The organism is Streptomyces sp. NPDC014656 (assembly GCF_043084305.1).
In the GTDB taxonomy this organism is placed as follows: Bacteria; Actinomycetota; Actinomycetes; order Streptomycetales; family Streptomycetaceae; genus Streptomyces.
The window spans coordinates 107,716-126,339 of sequence record NZ_JBIBZN010000001.1 but is presented as its reverse complement, the minus strand read 5'-3'; the positions used below and the strand labels follow the sequence as shown (position 1 = coordinate 126,339).

At 75.0% G+C, this 18,624-nt stretch carries 16 protein-coding genes, 1 tRNA gene and 1 pseudogene; 6 read left to right on the top strand and 12 right to left on the bottom strand.

Translation table 11 applies throughout. The annotated features are described in order from the left end of the window. Nucleotides 1-33: 33 nt before the first annotated feature. Nucleotides 34-1,185: a glycerate kinase gene (locus ACF1ED_RS00620; RefSeq protein ID WP_391756181.1), complete on the bottom strand. Its 1,152-nt coding sequence runs from the start codon at nt 1,183-1,185 to the stop codon at nt 34-36. A gap of 112 nt (nt 1,186-1,297) precedes the next feature. Between ACF1ED_RS00620 and ACF1ED_RS00615 the strand changes: the two genes are divergently transcribed. After that, nucleotides 1,298-3,013 (top strand): BCCT family transporter, encoded by a 1,716-nt coding sequence (locus ACF1ED_RS00615; protein ID WP_391756180.1) that lies wholly within the window; start codon nt 1,298-1,300, stop codon nt 3,011-3,013. Between the two features lie 102 nt (nt 3,014-3,115). After that, nucleotides 3,116-3,607 (top strand): NUDIX domain-containing protein, encoded by a 492-nt coding sequence (locus ACF1ED_RS00610; protein ID WP_391756179.1) that lies wholly within the window; start codon nt 3,116-3,118, stop codon nt 3,605-3,607. Nucleotides 3,608-3,621: 14 nt separating this feature from the next. Here the strand turns inward: ACF1ED_RS00610 and ACF1ED_RS00605 are convergent, their stop codons facing one another. Continuing rightward, nucleotides 3,622-3,825 (bottom strand): type II toxin-antitoxin system VapB family antitoxin, encoded by a 204-nt coding sequence (locus tag ACF1ED_RS00605; RefSeq protein ID WP_360313700.1) that lies wholly within the window; start codon nt 3,823-3,825, stop codon nt 3,622-3,624. Between the two features lie 65 nt (nt 3,826-3,890). Here ACF1ED_RS00605 and ACF1ED_RS00600 point away from each other — a divergent pair, with 65 nt between their 5' ends. Further along, on the top strand, nt 3,891-4,607 hold the full coding sequence (locus tag ACF1ED_RS00600; RefSeq protein ID WP_391756178.1) for an NAD-dependent deacetylase: 717 nt from the start codon (nt 3,891-3,893) through the stop codon (nt 4,605-4,607). Here the strand turns inward: ACF1ED_RS00600 and ACF1ED_RS00595 are convergent. From ACF1ED_RS00595 to ACF1ED_RS00570, 6 genes are all read right to left on the bottom strand, one after another. Next, nucleotides 4,604-5,125 (bottom strand): methylated-DNA--[protein]-cysteine S-methyltransferase, encoded by a 522-nt coding sequence (locus ACF1ED_RS00595; RefSeq protein ID WP_391756177.1) that lies wholly within the window; start codon nt 5,123-5,125, stop codon nt 4,604-4,606. The two genes, ACF1ED_RS00600 and ACF1ED_RS00595, sit on opposite strands and share 4 nt — an antisense overlap. Before the next feature lie 12 nt (nt 5,126-5,137). Continuing rightward, on the bottom strand, nt 5,138-6,607 hold the full coding sequence (locus tag ACF1ED_RS00590; RefSeq protein ID WP_391756176.1) for an AlkA N-terminal domain-containing protein: 1,470 nt from the start codon (nt 6,605-6,607) through the stop codon (nt 5,138-5,140). A gap of 68 nt (nt 6,608-6,675) precedes the next feature. Continuing rightward, entirely contained in the window at nt 6,676-7,452 is a 777-nt protein-coding gene (locus ACF1ED_RS00585) for a metallophosphoesterase (RefSeq protein ID WP_391756175.1), read from the bottom strand. A gap of 105 nt (nt 7,453-7,557) precedes the next feature. Further along, nucleotides 7,558-8,178, bottom strand: coding sequence for an L-threonylcarbamoyladenylate synthase (locus tag ACF1ED_RS00580; protein ID WP_391756174.1), 621 nt, complete (start codon nt 8,176-8,178; stop codon nt 7,558-7,560). A 9-nt stretch (nt 8,179-8,187) separates the two neighbouring features. Continuing rightward, nucleotides 8,188-9,621, bottom strand: coding sequence for a phytoene desaturase family protein (locus ACF1ED_RS00575; protein WP_391756173.1), 1,434 nt, complete (start codon nt 9,619-9,621; stop codon nt 8,188-8,190). Between the two features lie 121 nt (nt 9,622-9,742). Then, nucleotides 9,743-10,591 (bottom strand): inositol monophosphatase family protein, encoded by an 849-nt coding sequence (locus ACF1ED_RS00570; RefSeq protein WP_391756172.1) that lies wholly within the window; start codon nt 10,589-10,591, stop codon nt 9,743-9,745. A gap of 146 nt (nt 10,592-10,737) precedes the next feature. On the opposite strand from ACF1ED_RS00570, the gene ACF1ED_RS00565 reads away from it, so the two are divergent. Continuing rightward, entirely contained in the window at nt 10,738-11,793 is a 1,056-nt protein-coding gene (locus ACF1ED_RS00565; protein WP_391756171.1) for a biotin/lipoate A/B protein ligase family protein, read from the top strand. A 157-nt stretch (nt 11,794-11,950) separates the two neighbouring features. Beyond that, the gene (locus tag ACF1ED_RS00560) at nt 11,951-12,757 is read left to right on the top strand and encodes a S1 family serine peptidase (RefSeq protein ID WP_391756170.1); all 807 of its coding nucleotides are present in this window, start codon (nt 11,951-11,953) and stop codon (nt 12,755-12,757) included. A gap of 88 nt (nt 12,758-12,845) precedes the next feature. Here ACF1ED_RS00560 and ACF1ED_RS00555 read toward each other — a convergent pair. The 3 genes from ACF1ED_RS00555 to ACF1ED_RS00545 form a co-directional block, all read right to left on the bottom strand. Then, nucleotides 12,846-12,930 (bottom strand) — tRNA-Leu (locus ACF1ED_RS00555). Nucleotides 12,931-12,971: 41 nt separating this feature from the next. Beyond that, nucleotides 12,972-13,205, bottom strand: a complete 234-nt coding sequence (locus tag ACF1ED_RS00550) for a hypothetical protein (protein WP_391756169.1) — start codon at nt 13,203-13,205, stop codon at nt 12,972-12,974. A 188-nt stretch (nt 13,206-13,393) separates the two neighbouring features. Further along, nucleotides 13,394-14,722, bottom strand: coding sequence for a UDP-glucose dehydrogenase family protein (locus ACF1ED_RS00545; RefSeq protein ID WP_391756168.1), 1,329 nt, complete (start codon nt 14,720-14,722; stop codon nt 13,394-13,396). A gap of 262 nt (nt 14,723-14,984) precedes the next feature. Here ACF1ED_RS00545 and ACF1ED_RS00540 point away from each other — a divergent pair. Then, nucleotides 14,985-15,404: pseudogene (locus ACF1ED_RS00540) on the top strand (Rieske 2Fe-2S domain-containing protein); the annotation flags it as partial. Here ACF1ED_RS00540 and ACF1ED_RS00535 read toward each other — a convergent pair. After that, entirely contained in the window at nt 15,376-18,612 is a 3,237-nt protein-coding gene (locus ACF1ED_RS00535; RefSeq protein WP_391756167.1) for a tetratricopeptide repeat protein, read from the bottom strand. The pseudogene ACF1ED_RS00540 and the gene ACF1ED_RS00535 overlap by 29 nt on opposite strands. Nucleotides 18,613-18,624 lie beyond the last annotated feature (12 nt).

Here is an 18,624-nt window from a genome sequence, read left to right as displayed (position 1 = left end):
CCGGGCGTCGCAGGACGCCCGGCCGGGGGAGGGCTACGCCAGGAAGTCCCGGGCGATGTGGGAGGCGACTTCCTCCAGGAGGGGGCCGGCGTTCGGGATGGACTTGGCAGGGTCCGGCTCCAGGGCGGAGAGGGGGTAGGCGCGGCGGATGCCGGCGGCGCCGAGGGTCTCCGGGGGGAGGGCGAGGCGGCCGCATACCGCGACGACCTCCTTGCCGGCCGCCCTCGCCGCGGCGGCGACGCCCGCGGGGGCCTTGCCGTGCAGGGTCTGCTCGTCGAGGGAACCCTCGCCGGTGATGACGAGGGTGGCGCGCTCCAGGGCGGGGGCGAAGCCGAGGACCTCCAGCATCAGCTCGATGCCGGGGCGGAAGCCCGCGCCGAGGAGGAGGGCGCCGTAGCCGATGCCGCCCGCGCCGCCCGCGCCCGGCGCGGCGGCCAGCTCGGTGGCCTTCGGGCCGATCGCCTTCTCCAGGACCAGCGCGTAGTGGGCGAGGGCCGCGTCGAGGGTCTCGACGTCCTCGGGCGTGGCGCCCTTCTGCGGGCCGTAGACGGCCGGCGCGCCCTTGGGGCCGGTCAGCGGGTTGTCGACGTCGCTGGCGAGGATGAACTCGACGCCGGCGAAGCGCGGGTCGAGGCCGGAGAGGTCGGCGGAGTCCAGCGCCGCGAGGGCCGCGCCGCCGGGGCCGACCGGCTCGCCGGCCGCGTCGAGGAAGCGGGCGCCGAGCGCGGCGAGCATGCCGGCGCCGCCGTCGGTGGTGGCGCTGCCGCCGACGCCGAAGACGATCGTGGTGGCACCCGCGTCGAGCGCGGCGCGCAGCAGCTCGCCCGAGCCGTACGTGGTGGCGGTCAGCGGGGCGAACGTGCCGGCGGGGAGGAGCTGGAGGCCAGATGCCTCCGCCATCTCGACGACCGCGGTGGTGCCGCGCAGCGCGAACGCGGCGGTGACCGTCTCGCCGACCGGTCCCGTGACCCGCGCCTCGTGCCGGTCGAAGCCGGCCGCGACGGCCGCCGCGACCGTGCCGTCGCCGCCGTCGGCGACGGGCAGGGCCTCGACCGAGAGGTCGGGGACGACCTTCCGGAGCCCCGCCGTGACCCGCTCCGCGACCTGTACGGCCGTGAGCGAGCCCTTGAACTTGTCGGCCGCCACCAGCACGTGAGCGACCTGAGTTGCTGCTCCGTCCGTCACCTTGCATCCCTTGCTTTCGAACAGGCAGTCGCGCCAGGGCCGACCCTATCCGTACGGCCAGACGGCGTGCCACCCCCGGATAACGGTAAATGTCAGACCATAGTGGGCTCGCATGAGCACGGATATGAACGAGCGGACGTCTCCGGATCACGTACCGGAACGACCCGCCCCCGATGCGAAGGTCATCGGGATCGGCGTGGCCGCCGTCGTCGCGGTCGTCGCCTGGGCGGCGCTCGGCGAGGAGTCCTTCGACAGCGCCTCGTCCTCGGCCCTCTCCTGGGTCCTGGAGAACTTCGCGTGGCTGTTCGTGATCGCGGCCGACACGTTCCTGGTGCTGTGCGTGGTGATCGCGCTGAGCCGCTTCGGCCGGATCCGGCTGGGGGCGGACGACTCGGAGCCGGAGTTCACCAACCTGGCGTGGATCGCGATGATGTTCAGCGCCGGCATGGGCATCGGTCTGATGTTCTACGGCGTCGGGGAGCCGCTCCAGCACTTCCTGGACCCGCCGCCGGGCAGCGGCCCGGCGGGCACGGGCGCGGCGGCCCGGACCGCGATGGAGTACTCCTTCTTCCACTGGACGCTGACCCCGTGGGCGATCTACGGCATCGCCGGGCTGGCGCTGGCCTACGCGGGCTTCCGCAAGGGCCGCGGCAACCGGCTGAGCAGCGCCTTCGTGCCACTGCTCGGGGAGCGCCGGGCCAGGTCCTGGCAGGGCAGGGCGATCGACCTGCTGGCGGTCTTCGCCACCGTCTTCGGCACGGCGACCAGCCTGGGCCTGGGCGCGCTCCAGGTGGCCGAGGGGCTGAACCTCACCATGGGCGTCGAGGACTCGACGGCCACCGAGCTGATCATCATCGCCTCGCTGTCGGCGGCCTTCGTCCTGTCGGCCTTCTCCGGCCTGCACAAGGGCGTGAAGTGGCTGTCGACGCTGAACATCGTGCTCGCCGCCGGCCTGGCCCTCTTCGTCTTCCTGCTCGGCCCGACCGTCTACGTCCTGGACACGATCCCCGCCTCGGTCGGCGGCTACCTCCACCAGCTGCTGCCGATGGCGAGCCGCACCGGCGCCTTCACCGACCGCGACTGGCTGGGCGCCTGGACGATCTTCTACTGGGCGTGGTGGCTTTCCTGGGCGCCCTTCGTCGGCACCTTCATCGCCCGGATCTCGCGCGGCCGGACGATCCGCGAGTTCCTGGTGGGCGTGCTGCTCGTGCCCTCCGGGGCGACCGTCGTCTGGTTCTGCGTGATGGGCGGCACGGCGATCCGGCTGGAGTCCACGGGCGGGGCCGATCTGGCGACGGCGGTGGAGGACGGGGCGGAGGCCTCGCTCTTCGCGATGCTGGAGGCGCTGCCGCTCGGCACGCTCACCTCGGTGGTGGCGATGCTGCTGGTGATGACGTACTTCGTCACCAGCGCCGACTCGGCCTCCCTCGTCATGGGCTCGCTGACCAGCCGGGGCTCCCTGAACCCGCCGACCTGGCTGGTGGTGACCTGGGGCGTGCTGATGGCGGCCGTCGCGGCGGTGCTGCTGGTCGCGGGCGGCCTGGACTCGCTCCAGACGGCGACGATCCTGGTGGCCCTGCCGTTCGTGGTCGTCATGCTGGTGCTGTGCTGGGCGCTGGTGAAGGAGCTGCGGGAGGACCCGGGCGCGGGCCCGGCCCGGCACCACGCCCTGCACGGGATGCGGGACGCCGTGCGGGCCCTGGTCGGCGAGGCGATGACCGAGCAGGGCGGCGGCTCACGCCACCACCGGCTGCGCCGCGCGGCCCGCTCCCGCGCGGACGGGGAGGGCGGTCCGGCCGACCCGCCGCGGGACGGCGGGAGCGCCTGACCCGCCGCGCGGCGGCGGGTGGACCCCGCCCGGCTCCGGACGGCGGGTCCGGGATCGCCGGAGCGGCCCGGGGCGGCCGGGGCGAGTCGATACGCTGACGCGGTGACCCTCACCGATTACGCCACGTACATCGCCGGCCTGCCCCGCGTCCTGGCCGGTGCCGCCGCGCTCTTCCGGGACGCCCGGGGCCGGATCCTGATCGTGGAACCGAACTACCGGGAGGACTGGACGCTGCCCGGCGGGACCGTCGAGTCCGACACCGGCGAGACTCCCCGGCAGGCGGCCCGCCGGGAGACCGCCGAGGAGATCGGCCTGGACCTGCCGCTCGGCCCGCTGCTCGTGGTGGACTGGGCGCAGAGCACGACCCGGCCGCCGATCGTGGCGTACCTCTACGACGGCGGGGTGCTGCCCGAGGAGCGGTTCGCGCAGATCCGGCTCCAGGAGGAGGAGCTGGTCTCCTGGAAGCTGATCGAGCCCTCGGAGATCACGGCACACCTCTCGGACGGCCTGGGCCTGCGGGTGCGGGCCGCGCTGGACGTGCTGGCCGGCGGGACCGGCCCGGCGGAGCTGGAGAACGGCCTGCCCGCCGCCTGACCGCCCGGCCGGGGTCAGCCCTGCGGGGGCTCCGGCGGCAGCATGTCGCCGGTGCGGTTCGCCTCGTCGCGGGTGGCCGTCCGGGCCTCCGTGCGGTGGCCGCGCGCGATGTAGTCGCGGACGACGGCCTCCACGGCGTCCTGCGGGCTGCCGACGCCCGCCAGGACCATGACTTCCACGACGAGTTCGGCGTCGAGCGCGATGTTCACCTTGGCCATGTGCGGGAACCTAGCACCGGGAAACCCGCTCGCGGGAGCCGTTCCGGGATGCCTACGCTCCCGCCATGACGACGGTCGCGTTCCTCACCGGTGCCGGTATCTCCACGGATTCGGGCATCCCGGACTACCGGGGGCCGAACGGGCTGTGGCGCCGGGACCCCGATGCCGAACGGCTGGTCACCTACGGGCCGTACATGGCGGACCCGGAGGTCCGCCGCCGCTCGTGGCTGATGCGGCGCGACGCCCCGGTGCTGACGGCCGAGCCGAACGCGGCGCACCGCGCGATCGCCGCGTACGAGCGGAGCGGGAAGGCGCTGCGGGTGATCACGCAGAACGTGGACGGGCTGCACCAGGCCGCGGGCCTCCCGGAGCGGAAGGTGCTCGAACTGCACGGCACCGCCCGGTCGGTGGTGTGCACGGCGTGCCGCGCCCGTACGCCGATGGCGGAGGCGCTGGAGCGGCTGGAGGCCGGCGATCCGGACCCGGCGTGCCGGGACTGCGGCGGGATCCTGAAGCCGGCGACCGTGATGTTCGGGCAGCGGCTCGACCCGGTGGTGCTCGGGAACGCGATGTCGGTGGCCAAGGCGGCCGGGGTGTTCGTCGCGGTCGGTACGAGCCTCCAGGTGCAGCCCGCGGCCTCGCTGGCCGGGATCGCGGCCGAGCACGGGGCCCGGCTGGTCATCGTGAACGCCGAGCAGACCCCGTACGACCCGCTGGCCGCCGAGATCCTGCGCGAGCCGATCGGCACGGCCCTGCCGGCCCTGCTGGAGCGGCTCGGTTAGAACAGGGCGTCGGGGAGGCCGGAGCCGCCCGACTCGAAGGCGAGCAGGCGCTGCTTGCGGTCCAGGCCGCCGCCGTAGCCGGTGAGGCCGCCGCCGGAGCCGATGACGCGGTGGCAGGGGACGATGACGCTCACCGGGTTCTTGCCGTTGGCGAGGCCGACCGCGCGGGAGGCGCCCGGGCTGCCGAGGACCTCGGCGAGTTCGCCGTACGTGCGGGTCTCCCCGTACGGGATGAGCCGGAGCTGTTCCCAGACGCGCAGCTGGAACGGCGTGCCCTCCAGGCGGAGCGGCAGGTCGAACTCGGTGAGCTCGCCCGCGAAATAGGCGTCGAGCTGGCGGACCGCCTCGCCGAAGGGGCGGGGGTCGCGGTCGCCGAAGGTCTCCTCCGGCGGGCGGTGGCGCTGGCCGGTCATGTGGACGCGGCTGAGGACGCCGTCGACGGCCACCAGGGTCAGCGGCTCGTAGGGGCTGTCCACGACCGTGTGCACGACCGTGCGGGGCGTGGTGGTGCGGGGCATGACGGATCTTCCTTACGCGGGGAGGTGGTTGATCGGGTGGCTGTCGGTCGCCCACAGGTACTGGACGGCGTAGGCCCGCCAGGGCGCCCAGGGGGCGGAGCGGGCGGTGAGCGCGGCGGGGGCGCCGGGCAGGCCCAGTCCCTCGGCGGCCCGGCGGACGCCGAGGTCGCCGGGGAGGAAGGCGTCGGGGTCGCCGAGCGCCCGCATGGCGATGACCTCGGTGGTCCAGGGGCCGAAGCCGGGCAGCGCGAGGAGCCGGGCGCGGGTCTCCGCGCGGTCCGTGTCGGGGCCGAGGGCGAGGGTGCCGTCGGCGAGGGCGCGGACGAGGGTGAGCAGGGTGGTGCGGCGGCTGCGGGGCAGGGCCAGGGTCTCGGGGTCGAGCCCGGCCAGCGCCTCCGGGGTGGGGAAGAGGTGGGTCAGGCCGCCCTCGGGGTCCTCGACGGGCTCGCCGTGGGCGGTGACGAGGCGGGCCGCGTGGGTGCGGGCGGCGGCCGTGGAGACCTGCTGGCCGAGGACGGCCCGGACGGCGAACTCGGCCGGGTCGACGGTGCCGGGGACGCGCCGGCCCGGCGCCTCGTCGACCAGCGGGGCGAGCAGCGGGTCGTCCCGCAGCCGGCCGTCGACGGCGACGGGGTCGGCGTCGAGGTCGAGGAGGCGGCGGCAGCGGCTGATGGCGTGGGTGAGGTCGCGCGGGTCGGTGAGGGAGAGCCTGCAGGCGATGTGGTCGGGGCGCGGCGCGAGGGCGACGATCCCGTGGCCGTACGGGAGGGCGAGGGTGCGGCGGTAGGCGCCGTCGCGCCACTCCTCGACGCCGGGGACGGCGGTGGCGGCGAGGTGGCCGAAGAGGTTGGACGGTTCGAGCGGGGCGCGGAAGGGCAGCCGCAGCGAGATCACTCCGGGGGTGTGGGGGGCGGCGGGCCGGGCGGCGCGGGCGCGCAGTTCGCCGGGGGTGAGGGCGAAGACCTGGCGGACGGTGTCGTTGAAGGAGCGGATCGAGGAGAAGCCGGCGGCGAAGGCGATCTCGCCGAAGGGCAGCGCGGTGGTCTCGACGAGGACGCGGGCGGTCTGGGCGCGCTGGGCGCGGGCCAGCGCGAGCGGGCCCGCGCCCAGCTCGGCGAGGAGCTGGCGCTCGATCTGCCGGGTGGACCAGCCGAGGCGGCGGGCGAGCCCGGGGACGCCCTCCCGGTCGACGACCCCGTCCTGGATCAGCCGCACCGCTCGGGCGACGGCGTCGGCCCGGACGTTCCACTCCGGGGAGCCGGGGCTGGTGTCGGGGCGGCACCGCTTGCAGGCCCGGAAGCCGGCCCGCTGGCAGGCGGCGGCGCTGGGGTGGAACTCCATGTTCTCGGGCTTCGGCGGGACGGCCGGGCAGCTGGGCCGGCAGTAGATCCGAGTGGTGCGGACGGCGGTGAAGAAGACGCCGTCGAAGCGGGCGTCCTTGGACTGGACGGCCCGCACACAGCGCTCGGTCTCGGTGTGCATGGATCCAGGATCGGGGATGCGCGGGCGCCGGGCTGGCAGGAAAACGACATGGACGTCCGGCCGCCGGTTCAGTCCACCGGGACCGTCCGGTAGTGGGTGGTGAGCCGGCCGTCGTCGCCGAGGATGTGGAAGGCGATCCCGGGCGGGGCGTCCAGGTGCACGTGCGGGCCGTCGGGGCCGGGGTGCTCCCAGGGCAGTCGCAGGGTGGAGACCACGCCGGGGGCGACGAGCAGCGGGCGTCCGGCGAAGGTGGTGGCGGCGGCGGTGTGGGCGTGGCCGGCGAGGAAGGCGGTGAGGTGGGGGTGGCGGGCGGCGAGCGCGGCGAGCCGCTCCTCGCCGGACTGCCGGATCCCGTCCACGTACGGGGTGTGCAGCGGCACCGGCGGGTGGTGGAAGGCGACGAGGACGGGCGTGTCGTGCGGAGTGCCGGTGAGGACCCGGTCCAGCCGCTCCAGGGTGCCGTCCGCCAGCCGGCCGTCGTCCTCGCCCGGGATCGAGGAGTCGCAGACGGCGAGGACGAAGCCGTCGCCGCGCAGCACCTGGTCGACGGGGGCGGTGGGCGCCGGGTCGCCGTCCTCGTGGAGCAGCGGCCCGAGCCCGGCGCGGAAGGCGGCGCGGTCGTCGTGGTTGCCGGGGCAGACGACCAGCGGGTGGCGGCCGGTGAGGAGCTCCCGGGCGCGGTCGTACTCGGCGGGGGCGCCGTGGTCGGCGACGTCCCCGGAGACGAGGACGGCCGCCAGGTCGTACGGCAGTTCCTCCAGGTGGCGCAGGACGGCGCGGGTGCGGGCGGTGGCCCGCTCCCCCGCGTCGATGTGGATGTCGCTGACGTGGGCGATGACGATCACGCGGGGGCCTCCGGCGGTCGGGGTGAACGGCGGTCCACCCGGCCGACCGTACGGCGGCCCGGGGCGGGGGCGTAAGGGCCACCGCCGGTGAGGTGGCCCCTTCCGTCACTCGAAGCGCGCGGGGTCCCCCGCGCCGACGCGGACGATCTCGGGGTCGCCGCTGGAGAAGTCGACGACGGTGGTGGGGACGGTGCCGCAGTCGCCGGAGTCGAGGACCGCGTCGACCTGGTGGTCGAGCCGCTCCTTGATCTCCCAGCCCTGGGTCAGCGGCTCCTCCTCGTCGGGCAGCAGGAGGGTGCTGGAGAGCAGGGGTTCGCCGAGCGAGGCGAGCAGCGCCTGGGTGACGACGTGGTCGGGGATGCGGACGCCGACGGTCTTCTTCTTGGGGTGGAGCAGCTGCCGGGGCACCTCCTTGGTGCCGGGCAGGATGAAGGTGTAGGCGCCGGGGACGGCGGACTTGACGGCGCGGAAGACCCGGTTGTCGATGTGCACGAGCTGGCCGAGCTGGGCGAAGTCCGCGCACATGAGGGTGAAGTGGTGCCGGTCGTCGAGGCGGCGGATCTCCCGGATGCGGCTGAGGCCGTCGTGGTTGCCGATCCGGCTGCCCAGCGCGTAGCAGGAGTCGGTGGGGTAGGCGATGAGGCCGCCCTTGCGGATCGAGTCGGCCACGCCGTCGATGATGCGCGGCTGGGGGTTCTCGGGGTGCACGTCGATGTACTTGGCCATGGGGCGAGTCTAGGTTCCCCGGCCCTCCTGGCTCCTGAGGTGGCGCCAGACGGCCTTGGCCGCGTTGTGCCCCGACATGCCGTGGACGCCGGGGCCGGGCGGGGTGGCGGAGGAGCAGAGGAAGACCGCCGGGTGGGGGGTGCGGTAGGGCCACGGGGAGAGCGTGGGGCGGAGCACCAGCTGGAGGCCGTCGGCGGCGCCGCAGGCGATGTCGCCGCCGATGTAGTTGGCGTTGCGCGCGGCGAGTTCGGGCGGGCCGGCGGTGGCGCGGGCCAGGATCCGGTCGCGGAAGCCGGGGGCGAAGCGCTCGATCTGCCGCTCGACGGCGTCGGTGAGGTCGCCGCGCCAGCCGTTGGGCACGTGGCCGTACGCCCAGAAGACGTGCTTGCCCCCGGGGGCGCGGGAGGGGTCGACGAGGCTGGGCTGGGCGGTGATGAGGAACGGCGTGTCGGGGGCGGTGCCGGAGAAGGCCTGGCGCAGGGCGGTGTCGATCTCGCGGGTGGTGGGGCCGACCTGGACGGTGCCGGCCCGGCGGGCGGCCTCGGCGGTCCACGGCACGGGGCCGTCGAGGGCGTAGTCGAGCTTGAAGGCGGAGGCGCCGTACCGGTAGTGGGCGTAGTGGTGGGCGCCGAAGCCGGTGATGCGGGCGAGGGCGGTCGGCGAGGTGTCGAAGAGGTAGGCGCGGGCGGGCGGCAGGTCGTCGAGGCGCTTGACCTCGTAGCCGGTGTGGACGGTGCCGCCGAGTTCGGTGAGGTACGCGGTGAGGGCGTCCGGGATGGCCTGGGAGCCGCCCCGGGGCACGGGCCAGCCGCCGGCGTGCGCGGCGAGCGCGAAGACGAGGCCGACGGCGGAGGTGGCGAAGCCGTCGAGGGGGGCGATGACGTGCGCGACCATGCCGGCGAAGAGGGCGCGGGCCTTCTCGTCGCGGAAGCGGCGCAGCAGCCAGGTGGAGGGCTGGAGGCCGAGCAGGCCGAAGCGGGCGAGGCCGACCGGGTCGCGGGGCAGCGCGGTGAGCGGCAGCTGCATGAAGTCCCGGGCCAGGGCGTCCCACTTGCCGAGGAAGGGGGTGACGAGCCGGCGGTAGGCGCCGGCGTCGCGCGGGCCGAGGGAGGCGGCGGTCTCGGCGACGGAGCGGGAGAGGACGGCGGCGGTGCCGTCGGCCCAGGGGTGGGCCATGGGCAGCTCGGGGTGGAGCCATTCCAGGCCGTACCGGTCGAGGGGCATGGTCCGGAAGACGGGCGAGCCGGCGCCCAGCGGGTGGACGGCGGAGCAGGGGTCGTGGCGGAAGCCGGGGAGGGTCAGCTCCTCGGTGCGGGCTCCGCCGCCGACGGTCTCCTTCGCCTCGAAGACGGCCACGGAGCGGCCGCGGCGGGCCAGCTCCACGGCGGCGGTGAGTCCGTTGGGCCCCGCCCCCACGACCACGGCATCGAGCAGCGACGTCACCTCGGGCTCCTCACGTCGGCCGGCGGTTCGCCGGGCCCAGGATAGGCCCGGGCCCACCCGCGCGGGCGGGGCCCCTCCGGAGGGGCCTGTTCCGCCCCGGGCGGCGGGTGGTGAGCACGCGTCAGTCCCCGGCCGGGCCGGAGGCGAGGAGGGCGCGGATCCGCTCGGCGGTGGCCGCGTCCCGGGCCGCGGTGAACGGCAGCGCGTTGTCCCCGGCGATCCGGAAGGGCTCGCCCGCGACGGTGGTGTGCGCGCCGCCCGCCTCCGTGACCAGCAGCAGTCCGGCCGCGTGGTCCCACGCGTAGTCCCAGTTGAAGGCGGTCGCGTCGAGCGCGCCCCGGGCGACGGCGAGGTACTCCAGTCCGGCCGAGCCGCACGGACGGGGCCGGACGCCCTCGGTGACCAGGGCGAGCAGGGCCCGCTTCTGGTCGGGCGTGGTGTAGTCGGGGTGCGAGGTCGCGACCTCCAGGACCGCGCCGAAAGCGGGCGGGCCGGGCCGGAGCGGCTGCCCGTTCAGGGTGGCGCCGCGGCCCCGGACGGCGACGGCCAGCTCGCCGAGGGCCGGCGCGTAGGTCCAGGAGGCGAGCAGCTCGCCGTGGCGGGCGAGGGCGACCAGGGTGCAGAAGGCCGGGTCGCCCTGGACGAACTGGCGGGTGCCGTCGACCGGGTCGACGATCCAGACGGGCGCGTCGCCGCGCAGCGCGCCGTACAGCTCCGGGTCGGCGTGGACTGCCTCCTCGCCGACCACGACGGAGCCGGGCAGCAGGGCGGTCAGGGACGCGGTCAGGTGCTCCTCGGCGGCCCGGTCGGCGACCGTCACCAGGTCGTACGGCCCCTTCTTCTCGACGATCTCGTGCGCGGCGAGCTGCCGGAAGCGCGGCATGACCTCCGCCGCGGCCGCCTTGCGGACCGCCTCCTCCACCTCGGTCGTGCCGCCGTCGAGGACGTGCTCAAGGAAGGAATCGATCATGCGACCAGCTAAGCACGCGGGTCCGACAGCCGGTACGGGGCCTCCTTCGGACCCGCACCGGCCGGAAGGGGACGCCCGGGAGTACGCTTTGGACCGTTTCACCCCTTAACCGGGATGTCGAGGCTCCTGAGAGGCAGGTCGGTCCGGTGCACGGCGAGTACAAGGTCCCCGGCGGGAAGCTGGTCGTCGTCGACCTCGACGTGGTGGACGGGGCGCTGGCCCGGGTCCGGGTGGCCGGCGACTTCTTCCTCGAACCCGACGAGGCGATCCTCGCCGTCGACCGGGCCCTGGAAGGCGCCCCCGCCGACACCGACGCCGCCGGGCTCGCGGCCCGCGTCGACGCGGCCCTGCCGCCGGGCACCGTGATGTACGGCCTCACCAGCGAGGGCGTCGGGATCGCGGTCCGCCGGGCGCTCGCCCACGCCACCGACTGGACCGACTACGACTGGCAGCTGGTCCACGAGCCGCCGCAGTCCCCCGCCCTGCACATGGCGCTCGACGAGGTGATCACCACCGAGGTCGCGGCCGGCCGCCGCCCGCCGACCCTGCGGGTCTGGGAGTGGGGCGCGCCCGCCGTCGTCATCGGCAGCTTCCAGTCGCTGCGCAACGAGGTGGACCCGGAGGCCGCCGAGCGGCACGGGATCCGGGTGGTGCGCCGGATCAGCGGCGGCGGCGCCATGTTCATCGAACCCGGCAACACCATCACGTACTCCCTGTCGGTCCCCGACCGGCTGGTGCAGGGCCTGACCTTCGCCGACAGCTACGCCTATCTCGACGACTGGGTGCTCGGCGCGCTCGGCGACATGGGCGTCAAGGCCTGGTACCAGCCGCTCAACGACATCGCCACCGAGGCCGGGAAGATCGCGGGCGCGGCGCAGAAGCGGATGGTGACCGGCGAGGGCGCGGTGCTGCACCACGTGACGATGGCCTACGACATCGACGCCGACAAGATGACCGAGGTGCTGCGGATCGGGCGCGAGAAGCTCTCCGACAAGGGCACGAAGAGCGCGAAGAAGCGGGTCGACCCGCTGCGCCGGCAGACCGGTCTGCCGCGCGAGGAGGTCATCGAGCGGATGATCGGCTCCTTCCGGCAGCGGTACGGCCTGGCGGAGGGCCGGGTGACGGAGGAGGAGCTGGCCGCCGCCGAGGAGCTGGTGCGGACGAAGTTCGCCACCGAGGAGTGGACCGCGCGGGTGCCGTAGGACCGGGCCGCGCGGGGGAAGCGCCGGCGCGGGAGCCGTGCGGGAGGCGCTCGGCCCGTACGCCCCCCGGGCATCGGCCCCGCACGGTCGGGTGACCTGCCCAGGACCGGCTCGTTGACGTCGTGGACATGCTGCGTCGACGGCCACGGAGGGCACATTGGGACGGGCGAGAGCACTGACGGCGGCGCTGCTGGGGATGGTCCTGGCGACGGCGCCGGTCGCACCGCGCGAGGCGGCGGCGATCGTCGGCGGCCGGGAGGCGGCCCCGGGGGCGCATCCGTACGCGGCGGCGCTGGTGGACGTCGAGCGCCACCGGCAGTTCTGCGGCGGCGCCCTGATCGGTCCCCGGCACGTCCTGACGGCCGCCCACTGCCTGACCGGCTCGTACGCCGCCACCGGCCGGGTCGCGGTGCTCCTCGGCGAGCACGACCTGCGCACGGCGACGGAGTCCCGCCACGCGCGCGTGGCCCGTCCCGCCCGCTTCACGCTCCACCCCGGCTACGACCGCCGCACCCAGCACGACGACCTCGCCGTGATCACCCTGGCCGCCCCGGTCCGCCCGGACGCCGGGGTCCGTCCGGTCCCGCTTCCCGCTCCTGCCGAATCGTTCACCCACACCCGTCTGGAGGCCGTCGGCTGGGGCGCGACCGCCTTCGGCGGGGCCCCCTCCCCCGTGCTGCGCACCGTCACCCTGGACACCCTCGGCAACGCCGGCTGCGCGCTGCGCGGCGTCGACGGCCTCACCCCGGCCCAGCTCTGCACCTGGACCCCCGGCCGCGACACCTGCGTCCACGACTCCGGCGGCCCCCTGGTCCACCGCGCCCCCGGAGCCCGGCCGGTCCTGGCCGCCCTCGTCTCCTACGGCCGCGGCTGCGCCACCGAGACCCCGGCGGTGAACACCAGGATCACCGCCCACCTGGCCTGGATCCGTCAGGTCACGGGGGTGGGCCCGCCGGTCCCGTGACCGGCTCCGGCGCGGCCGGGAAGGAGCGCGAACGGGAACGAGCCGTGCGGGCCGGTTCTCACCGGCCCGCACGGCTCGTCGTCGATCGTGTCCGAGGGGGGACTTGAACCCCCACGCCCGATAAAGGGCACTAGCACCTCAAGCTAGCGCGTCTGCCATTCCGCCACCCGGACAAGGTGTTGGCCGACCGCTCGTTCCCTCGCGGCGACGAACATCAATCTACCAGGTGTTCGAGGTGCTTCTCACCCGCGTTTCCGGTGGTCAGGGCCGGATGCGGGGTCAGGAGGACCACGCCCACGCAGTCGCCCGTGCGCACCGCGCCCAGGGCCGGGCCCACCGTCGGGAAGGGCGCGTGCGCCGAACCGGCGGCCTCGGGCAGGAGGCGGAGCGCCGCCTCGGTGAAGGTCCCCTCGGGCCCCGGACAGGCGCACCTCGGCTCACCGCGCATGACGCCGCCCGCCCTCCCGCCGCGCCTGCGGGGCGGTGAGTTCGGGCACGTCCGCGGGGACGGCGGTGCCGAGGATCTCCTGCTGGAGGCTCTGCGCGCGGGCGGCGGCCTCCTAGCCCGGCCGCCCGATCATCGCCGTGCGCAGCCGCTGGTAGACCGCGGGCGCGTCGGAGCGCCGGTCGGACGGGCTAGGAGGTGGGTTCGGGCTCGGAGACCTGCGGAGCGGGGTGGCGGTTGCCGACGCTCCGGTAGACGCCGGGCCAGCGGGCGAGGAGCCGGGTGGGCAGGTGGTTGCGGGCGTCCACGAGGAGGCGCGGGGCCTTCATGCGGGTGGCGAGGTCGTCCCAGTCCGCTTCGGCGAGCTGCGGCCACGGGGTGAGGACGACGACGGCGTGCGCCCCGGTGACGGCAGGGACCAGTGCGGTGCAGGGCAGGGCGCGGGGGGCCAGGGAGCGGAGTTCCTCCGGCGTCATGGCGGGGTCCCAGACGCGGACGTCCGCTTCGTGTTCGTGCAGGAGCGGGATGAGCGCACGGCTGGGGGCGGCGCGCAGGTCGTCGCTCCAGGGCTCGTGCCGCAGGCCGAGGACGGCGACGCTCAGGCCGGACAGGCGTCCGCCGGCCCCCGTGCGGACCAGCTCCATGATGGTGCCGGTCTGACGGACGTCGATCTCGATGGCGGCGTCGAGGAGGGGCGTGTCGATCGCCCTGGCGCGTGCCCAGACGGCCAGGGCGAGGGTGTCCTTGGCCAGGTCGGAGTCGCCGAAGCCGGGTCCGGGGCCGGGCAGGGCACGGCCGATGCGCGGGTCGAGGCCGACGCCGGTGATGACGGCGTCCACGTCGAGGTCCGGGTCCCCGCAGAGCCGCGCGAGCTCGTTGGCGTAACTGATCCTCATCGCGAGGAAGGCGTTGCTCGCGTACTTCACCATCTCCGCGCTGGACGGGCTGGTCGTCACCCACGAGGAGCTGCTCCAGGCGTACAGCGTGCGCAGCCGCTCCAGCGCGTGCGGCGAGCGGGAGCCGACGACGGTGCGCGTGGGGGCGCGCCAGTCGTCCAGGGCCGTGCCCTGGACGAGGAAGTCGGGGTTGCAGACGAACCGGTCCCGCAGGTCCGGCCGTGCGGCGAGCAGCGCGTCGGTGGTGCCGGGCGGGACGGTGGACTTGAGCACGATCAGGGGGTTCCCGTCCAGTCCCGCCGCCTCCTCGAACACCTGGTACACCTGCGTCAGGTCGGGGCCGCCGTCCCGGGAGGGGGGCGTGCCGACGCAGATGAGGACCGCGTCGACGGGGTCGGCGGCCACCGCCTCCTCCAGGCAGTCCGTGAACTGGAGCCGTCCGGCACGGAAGACCGCGGCCATCTGTTCGGCCAGGCCGGTCTCGACGACGGTCGGCTCGCCCGCGCGCAGGAGCATCAGCCTGGTGGCGTCCTTCTCGACTCCGACGACCCGGTGTCCGTGCTGGGCCAGCGCCACCGCACCGGTCAGTCCGACATGTCCCTGTCCCACGACCGCTACCCGCATGACGCTCCCTCGATGGCTCCCCCGCCCCCAGCGGAACACGGAAAGTGACCGAGTGACCACTTTTGGCCATCTCCCTCCCGGGCCGCCCGGAAGCGATCGAGTCCCATCCCGGCGAACCCTCCCGAACCGGAACCGGAACCGGAACCGGAACCGAAACCGAAACCGGCGGTCGGCGGACCGGTGAATCGCACATCCGGGCAGATCCTGTTGGGCTTGTGCCCGTACGAGTGGAGAGCGGGAGCCCCGAGGAAGAGAGACGCGCATGCCCCAGGAGGCCGACGCCACCCTCGCGGACGGGGAGCACGGGCCGCGGGCCGGTGACCGCGGGACGCGCGAGGTCGATCTGCGGCGCGTGGGGATCGATCCGGACTTCTGGTACCCCGTCGCCCGGTCGGCGGGCCTGCGCAGGGGCAAGGTCCGCGCGGTGTCCTTCGCGGGGCGGCGCATCGCGCTCCACCGGGGCGCCGGCGGCACCGCGTACGCCCTGGAGGACCGCCGCGCCCACCGGCAGGTGCCGCTGAGCCTGGGCGTGGTGGAGGGCGAGATCCTCCGCTGCTGCTACCACGCGTGGGCCTACCGCGGGAACGGGCGCATCTCGCAGATCCCCTACCTCCCCAAGGGCGCCGTGGCGGCAGGCGCGCCGTCGGGGGCGCTCAGCGTCGGCGTCCGGACCGCTCGAGGGACGTCAGCCGGTGGCGTGCGGCCCGGGTCAGGGGGTGGTCCTCGCCGAGGGCGCGCAGGCACGCGGAAAGGGTCCTCTTGTACAGGCGTCGGGCCCCGCGCCCCGTTCCGAGCGCCTGGTACACGCCGGCCAGGCTCAGCCGGGTGGCGAGGGTGTCCTCGTGCCCCGCGCCCAGTGCCCTCCGCTGCCGGTGGAGCGTGTTCACGAGCAGGGGCAGGGCCTGGCGGAAGTCCCCGCGGGAGGCGTGGGCCACGGCCAGGTTGTGGCGGGCGACGAGGGTGTGCGCGTGCTCGTCCCCGAGGGCGTGCGCGCACGCGGCGGCGTTCTCCTCGTGGAGCAGCACGGCCCGGTGGAGGTCACCCGCGTCCCGGTACGCCCCGGCGAGGCCGTTGCGGACGGCGAGCGTGTCCGGGTGGCCGGGGCCGTGCACCCGCTCCTGCCCCTGGAGCGCTCGCTCGAAGAGGGGCAGGGCCCGGTCGGGCCGCCCCGCGAGCCGGTAGGTGTGGGCGAGCGTGCCGAGGACGGCGAGCGTGTCCTCGTGGTCCGCGCCGAGAACCCGCCTCCGTGCGTGGAGCGTCCGCTCGTACAGCGGGATCGCCCGGTCGGAGTCGCCTGCCTCACGGTGGGCGTCGGCGAGGTGTCTGCGACTGGTGAGGGTGTCGGGATGGTCCTCGCCCAGCGTGCGTTCCCGCGCTTCAAGGACCTGCCGGAAGAAGGGCAGGGCGCGCTCGGGGGCGCCCGCCATGAGGTGGGACACCGCCAGGTTGTGGCGGAGGGTGAGGTCACGGGGGTCGTCCTCGGCCGGCCGGTGCCCGCTGTCGTGGACGGCCCGCTCGAACAGCGGAACGGCCCGCTCCGCGTCGCCGACGGTCAGGAACCCGTAGCCGATGTCGGCGCCGCGGGCGTCAAGGGGCCGGCCCCCGTCCGAAGCGGCCGCCGCACCGGCCGCCGGCGTTCCGTGACCGGCCGGCCGCTCCGGTCGTGGAGCGGCGAGGCGAAGCGCGCGGTCCGGATCGCCGGCGGCCCGGCAGGCGAGGGCGAGGGCGACTCGGGTGGCGCGGGTGATTCCGTGGTCCTCGCCGTGCACGCCCTCCATGACCCGCAGCACCTCGTCGAACAGCTCGACGGCCCGGTCGGGTTCGCCCGCCTCCCGGTACAGGCCCGCCAGACCGGCCCTCACGAGGAGGGTGTCGGGGTGCTCCTCCCCCAGGACCCGTTCCAGGTCCCGGACGAGCCCCTCGAAGAGGGGGACGGCAGCGCGCGGATCCTCCGCCGCCACGCGCGCGGCTGCCAGGCTGCTCCGCGTCACGAGGGTGAGGTGGTGCTCCTCGCCGAGCACGCGGACGCATGCGTCGAGGTTCTCCTCGTACAGGCGAACGGCGTCGGCGCGTCGTCCCGCCGTGTACCGCGCGCCCGCGAGGGTGTTGCGCGCGGCGAGGGCGGAGAGGTCCTCTTCGCCCTCCGGTGCGTCGAGGAGCGGGCCGAGCACGGGGTCCCACCCGAGCAGGGCGAGCGCCCGGTCCGGATCGCCCACGGCCCGATAGGCGTCGGCCAGGTTGTTGCGACTGGCGAGGGTGAGCGGGTGCGTCGCCCCCAGAACGCGCTCCTCGTCGAGAAGGGCCCGCTCGTACAGGGGGATGGCCCGCTTCACGTGCCCGGACGCCTCCTTGGCGTGCGCCAGGTTGTGACGGCAGGTGAGCGTGTGGATGTCGTCGTGGCCGAGCTCCTCCTCGTGGTGGTCGAGGGCTCGACGGAGGTGCGCGGCGGCTCGGGTGGCGAGTCCCTGGCTGATGAGGAACACGCCGGCGTGGTCGAGGAGCCGTGCCATGGTGCCGGTGTCGGCGGGCAGCGGCGTGTGGTCGGCCAGGGCTTCCATGTGCGGGAGCAGGGTGCGCCCGGTGGGCCAGCTGCCGGGGTCCTGCCAGTCGGTCGGCCGGACGACGGCCTCCAGTGCGGCGGTCGCACGCCCCCGGGCTCCGGCGATGAGGCCGGACGCGCGGTGCGGGTCGTGGGCGTCGGAGGTCCGGGCGACGGACTGGACCAGCCGGTGGACGGAGAGCGCGCGTGCCTCGGGGTCCACGGTGATCAGGCTGTACGCGTTCAGGGTGCCGATCGCGTCGGCGACCGCGGCCGGTTCGCCCTCGCCGTCCACGAGCCCGGCGGGGATGCCGTCGGGCGCGTACCAGGCCAGCGTGCGCAGCACGTCGGCGGCCAGCGGCTGCCGTTCGCCGATGCGGTCCAGCGACACGCGCTGGACGCGGGCGATGGTGCGTTCGGCGACGGTGAAGCCCTCGCCGCCCTGCTCGTACAGCGGGCCGGGGTTCCGCCGGAGCAGGTCCAGGTAGCCGCTCGGGGTCTGCAGAGGGTTCTCGGCGAGGCAGGCGGCGGCTTGTTCGACGGCCAGGGGAAGGTGCCCCAGCTCCTCGCATAATTCGGCCGCTCCGGACAGGTCCCGGCAGCCGCCGGCTTTCGCGATGCGGGTGAGCAGGGCCAGGGATTCGGCCGGCTGCAGGGCGTCGAGCCGGATGACCTCGGCGGCGTCGTGCCACACGGCGGCGAGTCTGCTGGTGATGAGGAAGCGGCCGCTGGGGACGCGGGCCAGGAGCGGGGCGATGTCCGCGAGGTGGTTGACGTTGTCCAGGATGAGCAGCCAGTCGCTGTGCGTGGCCAGCCACTGCATCCCGTTCTCGGCCAGGGCCTCCACCGTCAGCGCCTTGGAGGCGGCGGGCTGCAGGGCGGTGGCCAGGGCGGCCAGCCCCTGCTCCACGCTCGCCGCGCTGTCGGCGGGTATCCACCGGACGAGATCGAGGCGGTGTTTCCGGGCCCGAGTGGCCGCCCAGTGCACGGCCAGCGTGCTCTTGCCGACCCCTCCGAGACCGTGCACGGCCTGGATCCACACGCCACCGGACTTCTTCATGGCGGCGTCGAGGCGGTCGAGTTCGGCGGCCCGCCCCACGAAGTGGGCGGTGCGGTAGGGCAGGTTGTCCAGTCCCGGCCGGGCTTTCTCCTTGCCCACGGGCCGCACGGCCTTCGACGAGAGCCTCACGGAGTAGTCGTTGTAGACGCCCGTGTTGGCGATGGCGCCGTTCGTCGCGTGGGCGTTTCCGCTGTCCGACACCTGCTGCACGGGCACGTCGCCGCCCACCGTGCCCCCTGCCAGGGTGCGCTTGCCGGGGTCGCGCCTCCTGCCCCACCGCCACTTGGCCATGTCGCCGCTCCG

Excerpts from the sequence above, each read along its gene's own strand:
- ACF1ED_RS00615 (WP_391756180.1), top strand. The coding sequence starts at position 1,298 with ATGAGCACGGATATGAACGAGCGGACGTCTCCGGATCACGTACCGGAA.
- ACF1ED_RS00605 (WP_360313700.1), bottom strand. The coding sequence starts at position 3,825 with ATGGCCAAGGTGAACATCGCGCTCGACGCCGAACTCGTCGTGGAAGTC.
- ACF1ED_RS00600 (WP_391756178.1), top strand. The coding sequence starts at position 3,891 with ATGACGACGGTCGCGTTCCTCACCGGTGCCGGTATCTCCACGGATTCG.
- ACF1ED_RS00595 (WP_391756177.1), bottom strand. The coding sequence starts at position 5,125 with ATGCCCCGCACCACCACGCCCCGCACGGTCGTGCACACGGTCGTGGAC.
- ACF1ED_RS00590 (WP_391756176.1), bottom strand. The coding sequence starts at position 6,607 with ATGCACACCGAGACCGAGCGCTGTGTGCGGGCCGTCCAGTCCAAGGAC.
- ACF1ED_RS00580 (WP_391756174.1), bottom strand. The coding sequence starts at position 8,178 with ATGGCCAAGTACATCGACGTGCACCCCGAGAACCCCCAGCCGCGCATC.
- ACF1ED_RS00570 (WP_391756172.1), bottom strand. The coding sequence starts at position 10,591 with ATGATCGATTCCTTCCTTGAGCACGTCCTCGACGGCGGCACGACCGAG.
- ACF1ED_RS00550 (WP_391756169.1), bottom strand. The coding sequence starts at position 13,205 with ATGCGCGGTGAGCCGAGGTGCGCCTGTCCGGGGCCCGAGGGGACCTTC.
- ACF1ED_RS00545 (WP_391756168.1), bottom strand. The coding sequence starts at position 14,722 with ATGCGGGTAGCGGTCGTGGGACAGGGACATGTCGGACTGACCGGTGCG.
- ACF1ED_RS00535 (WP_391756167.1), bottom strand. The coding sequence starts at position 18,612 with ATGGCCAAGTGGCGGTGGGGCAGGAGGCGCGACCCCGGCAAGCGCACC.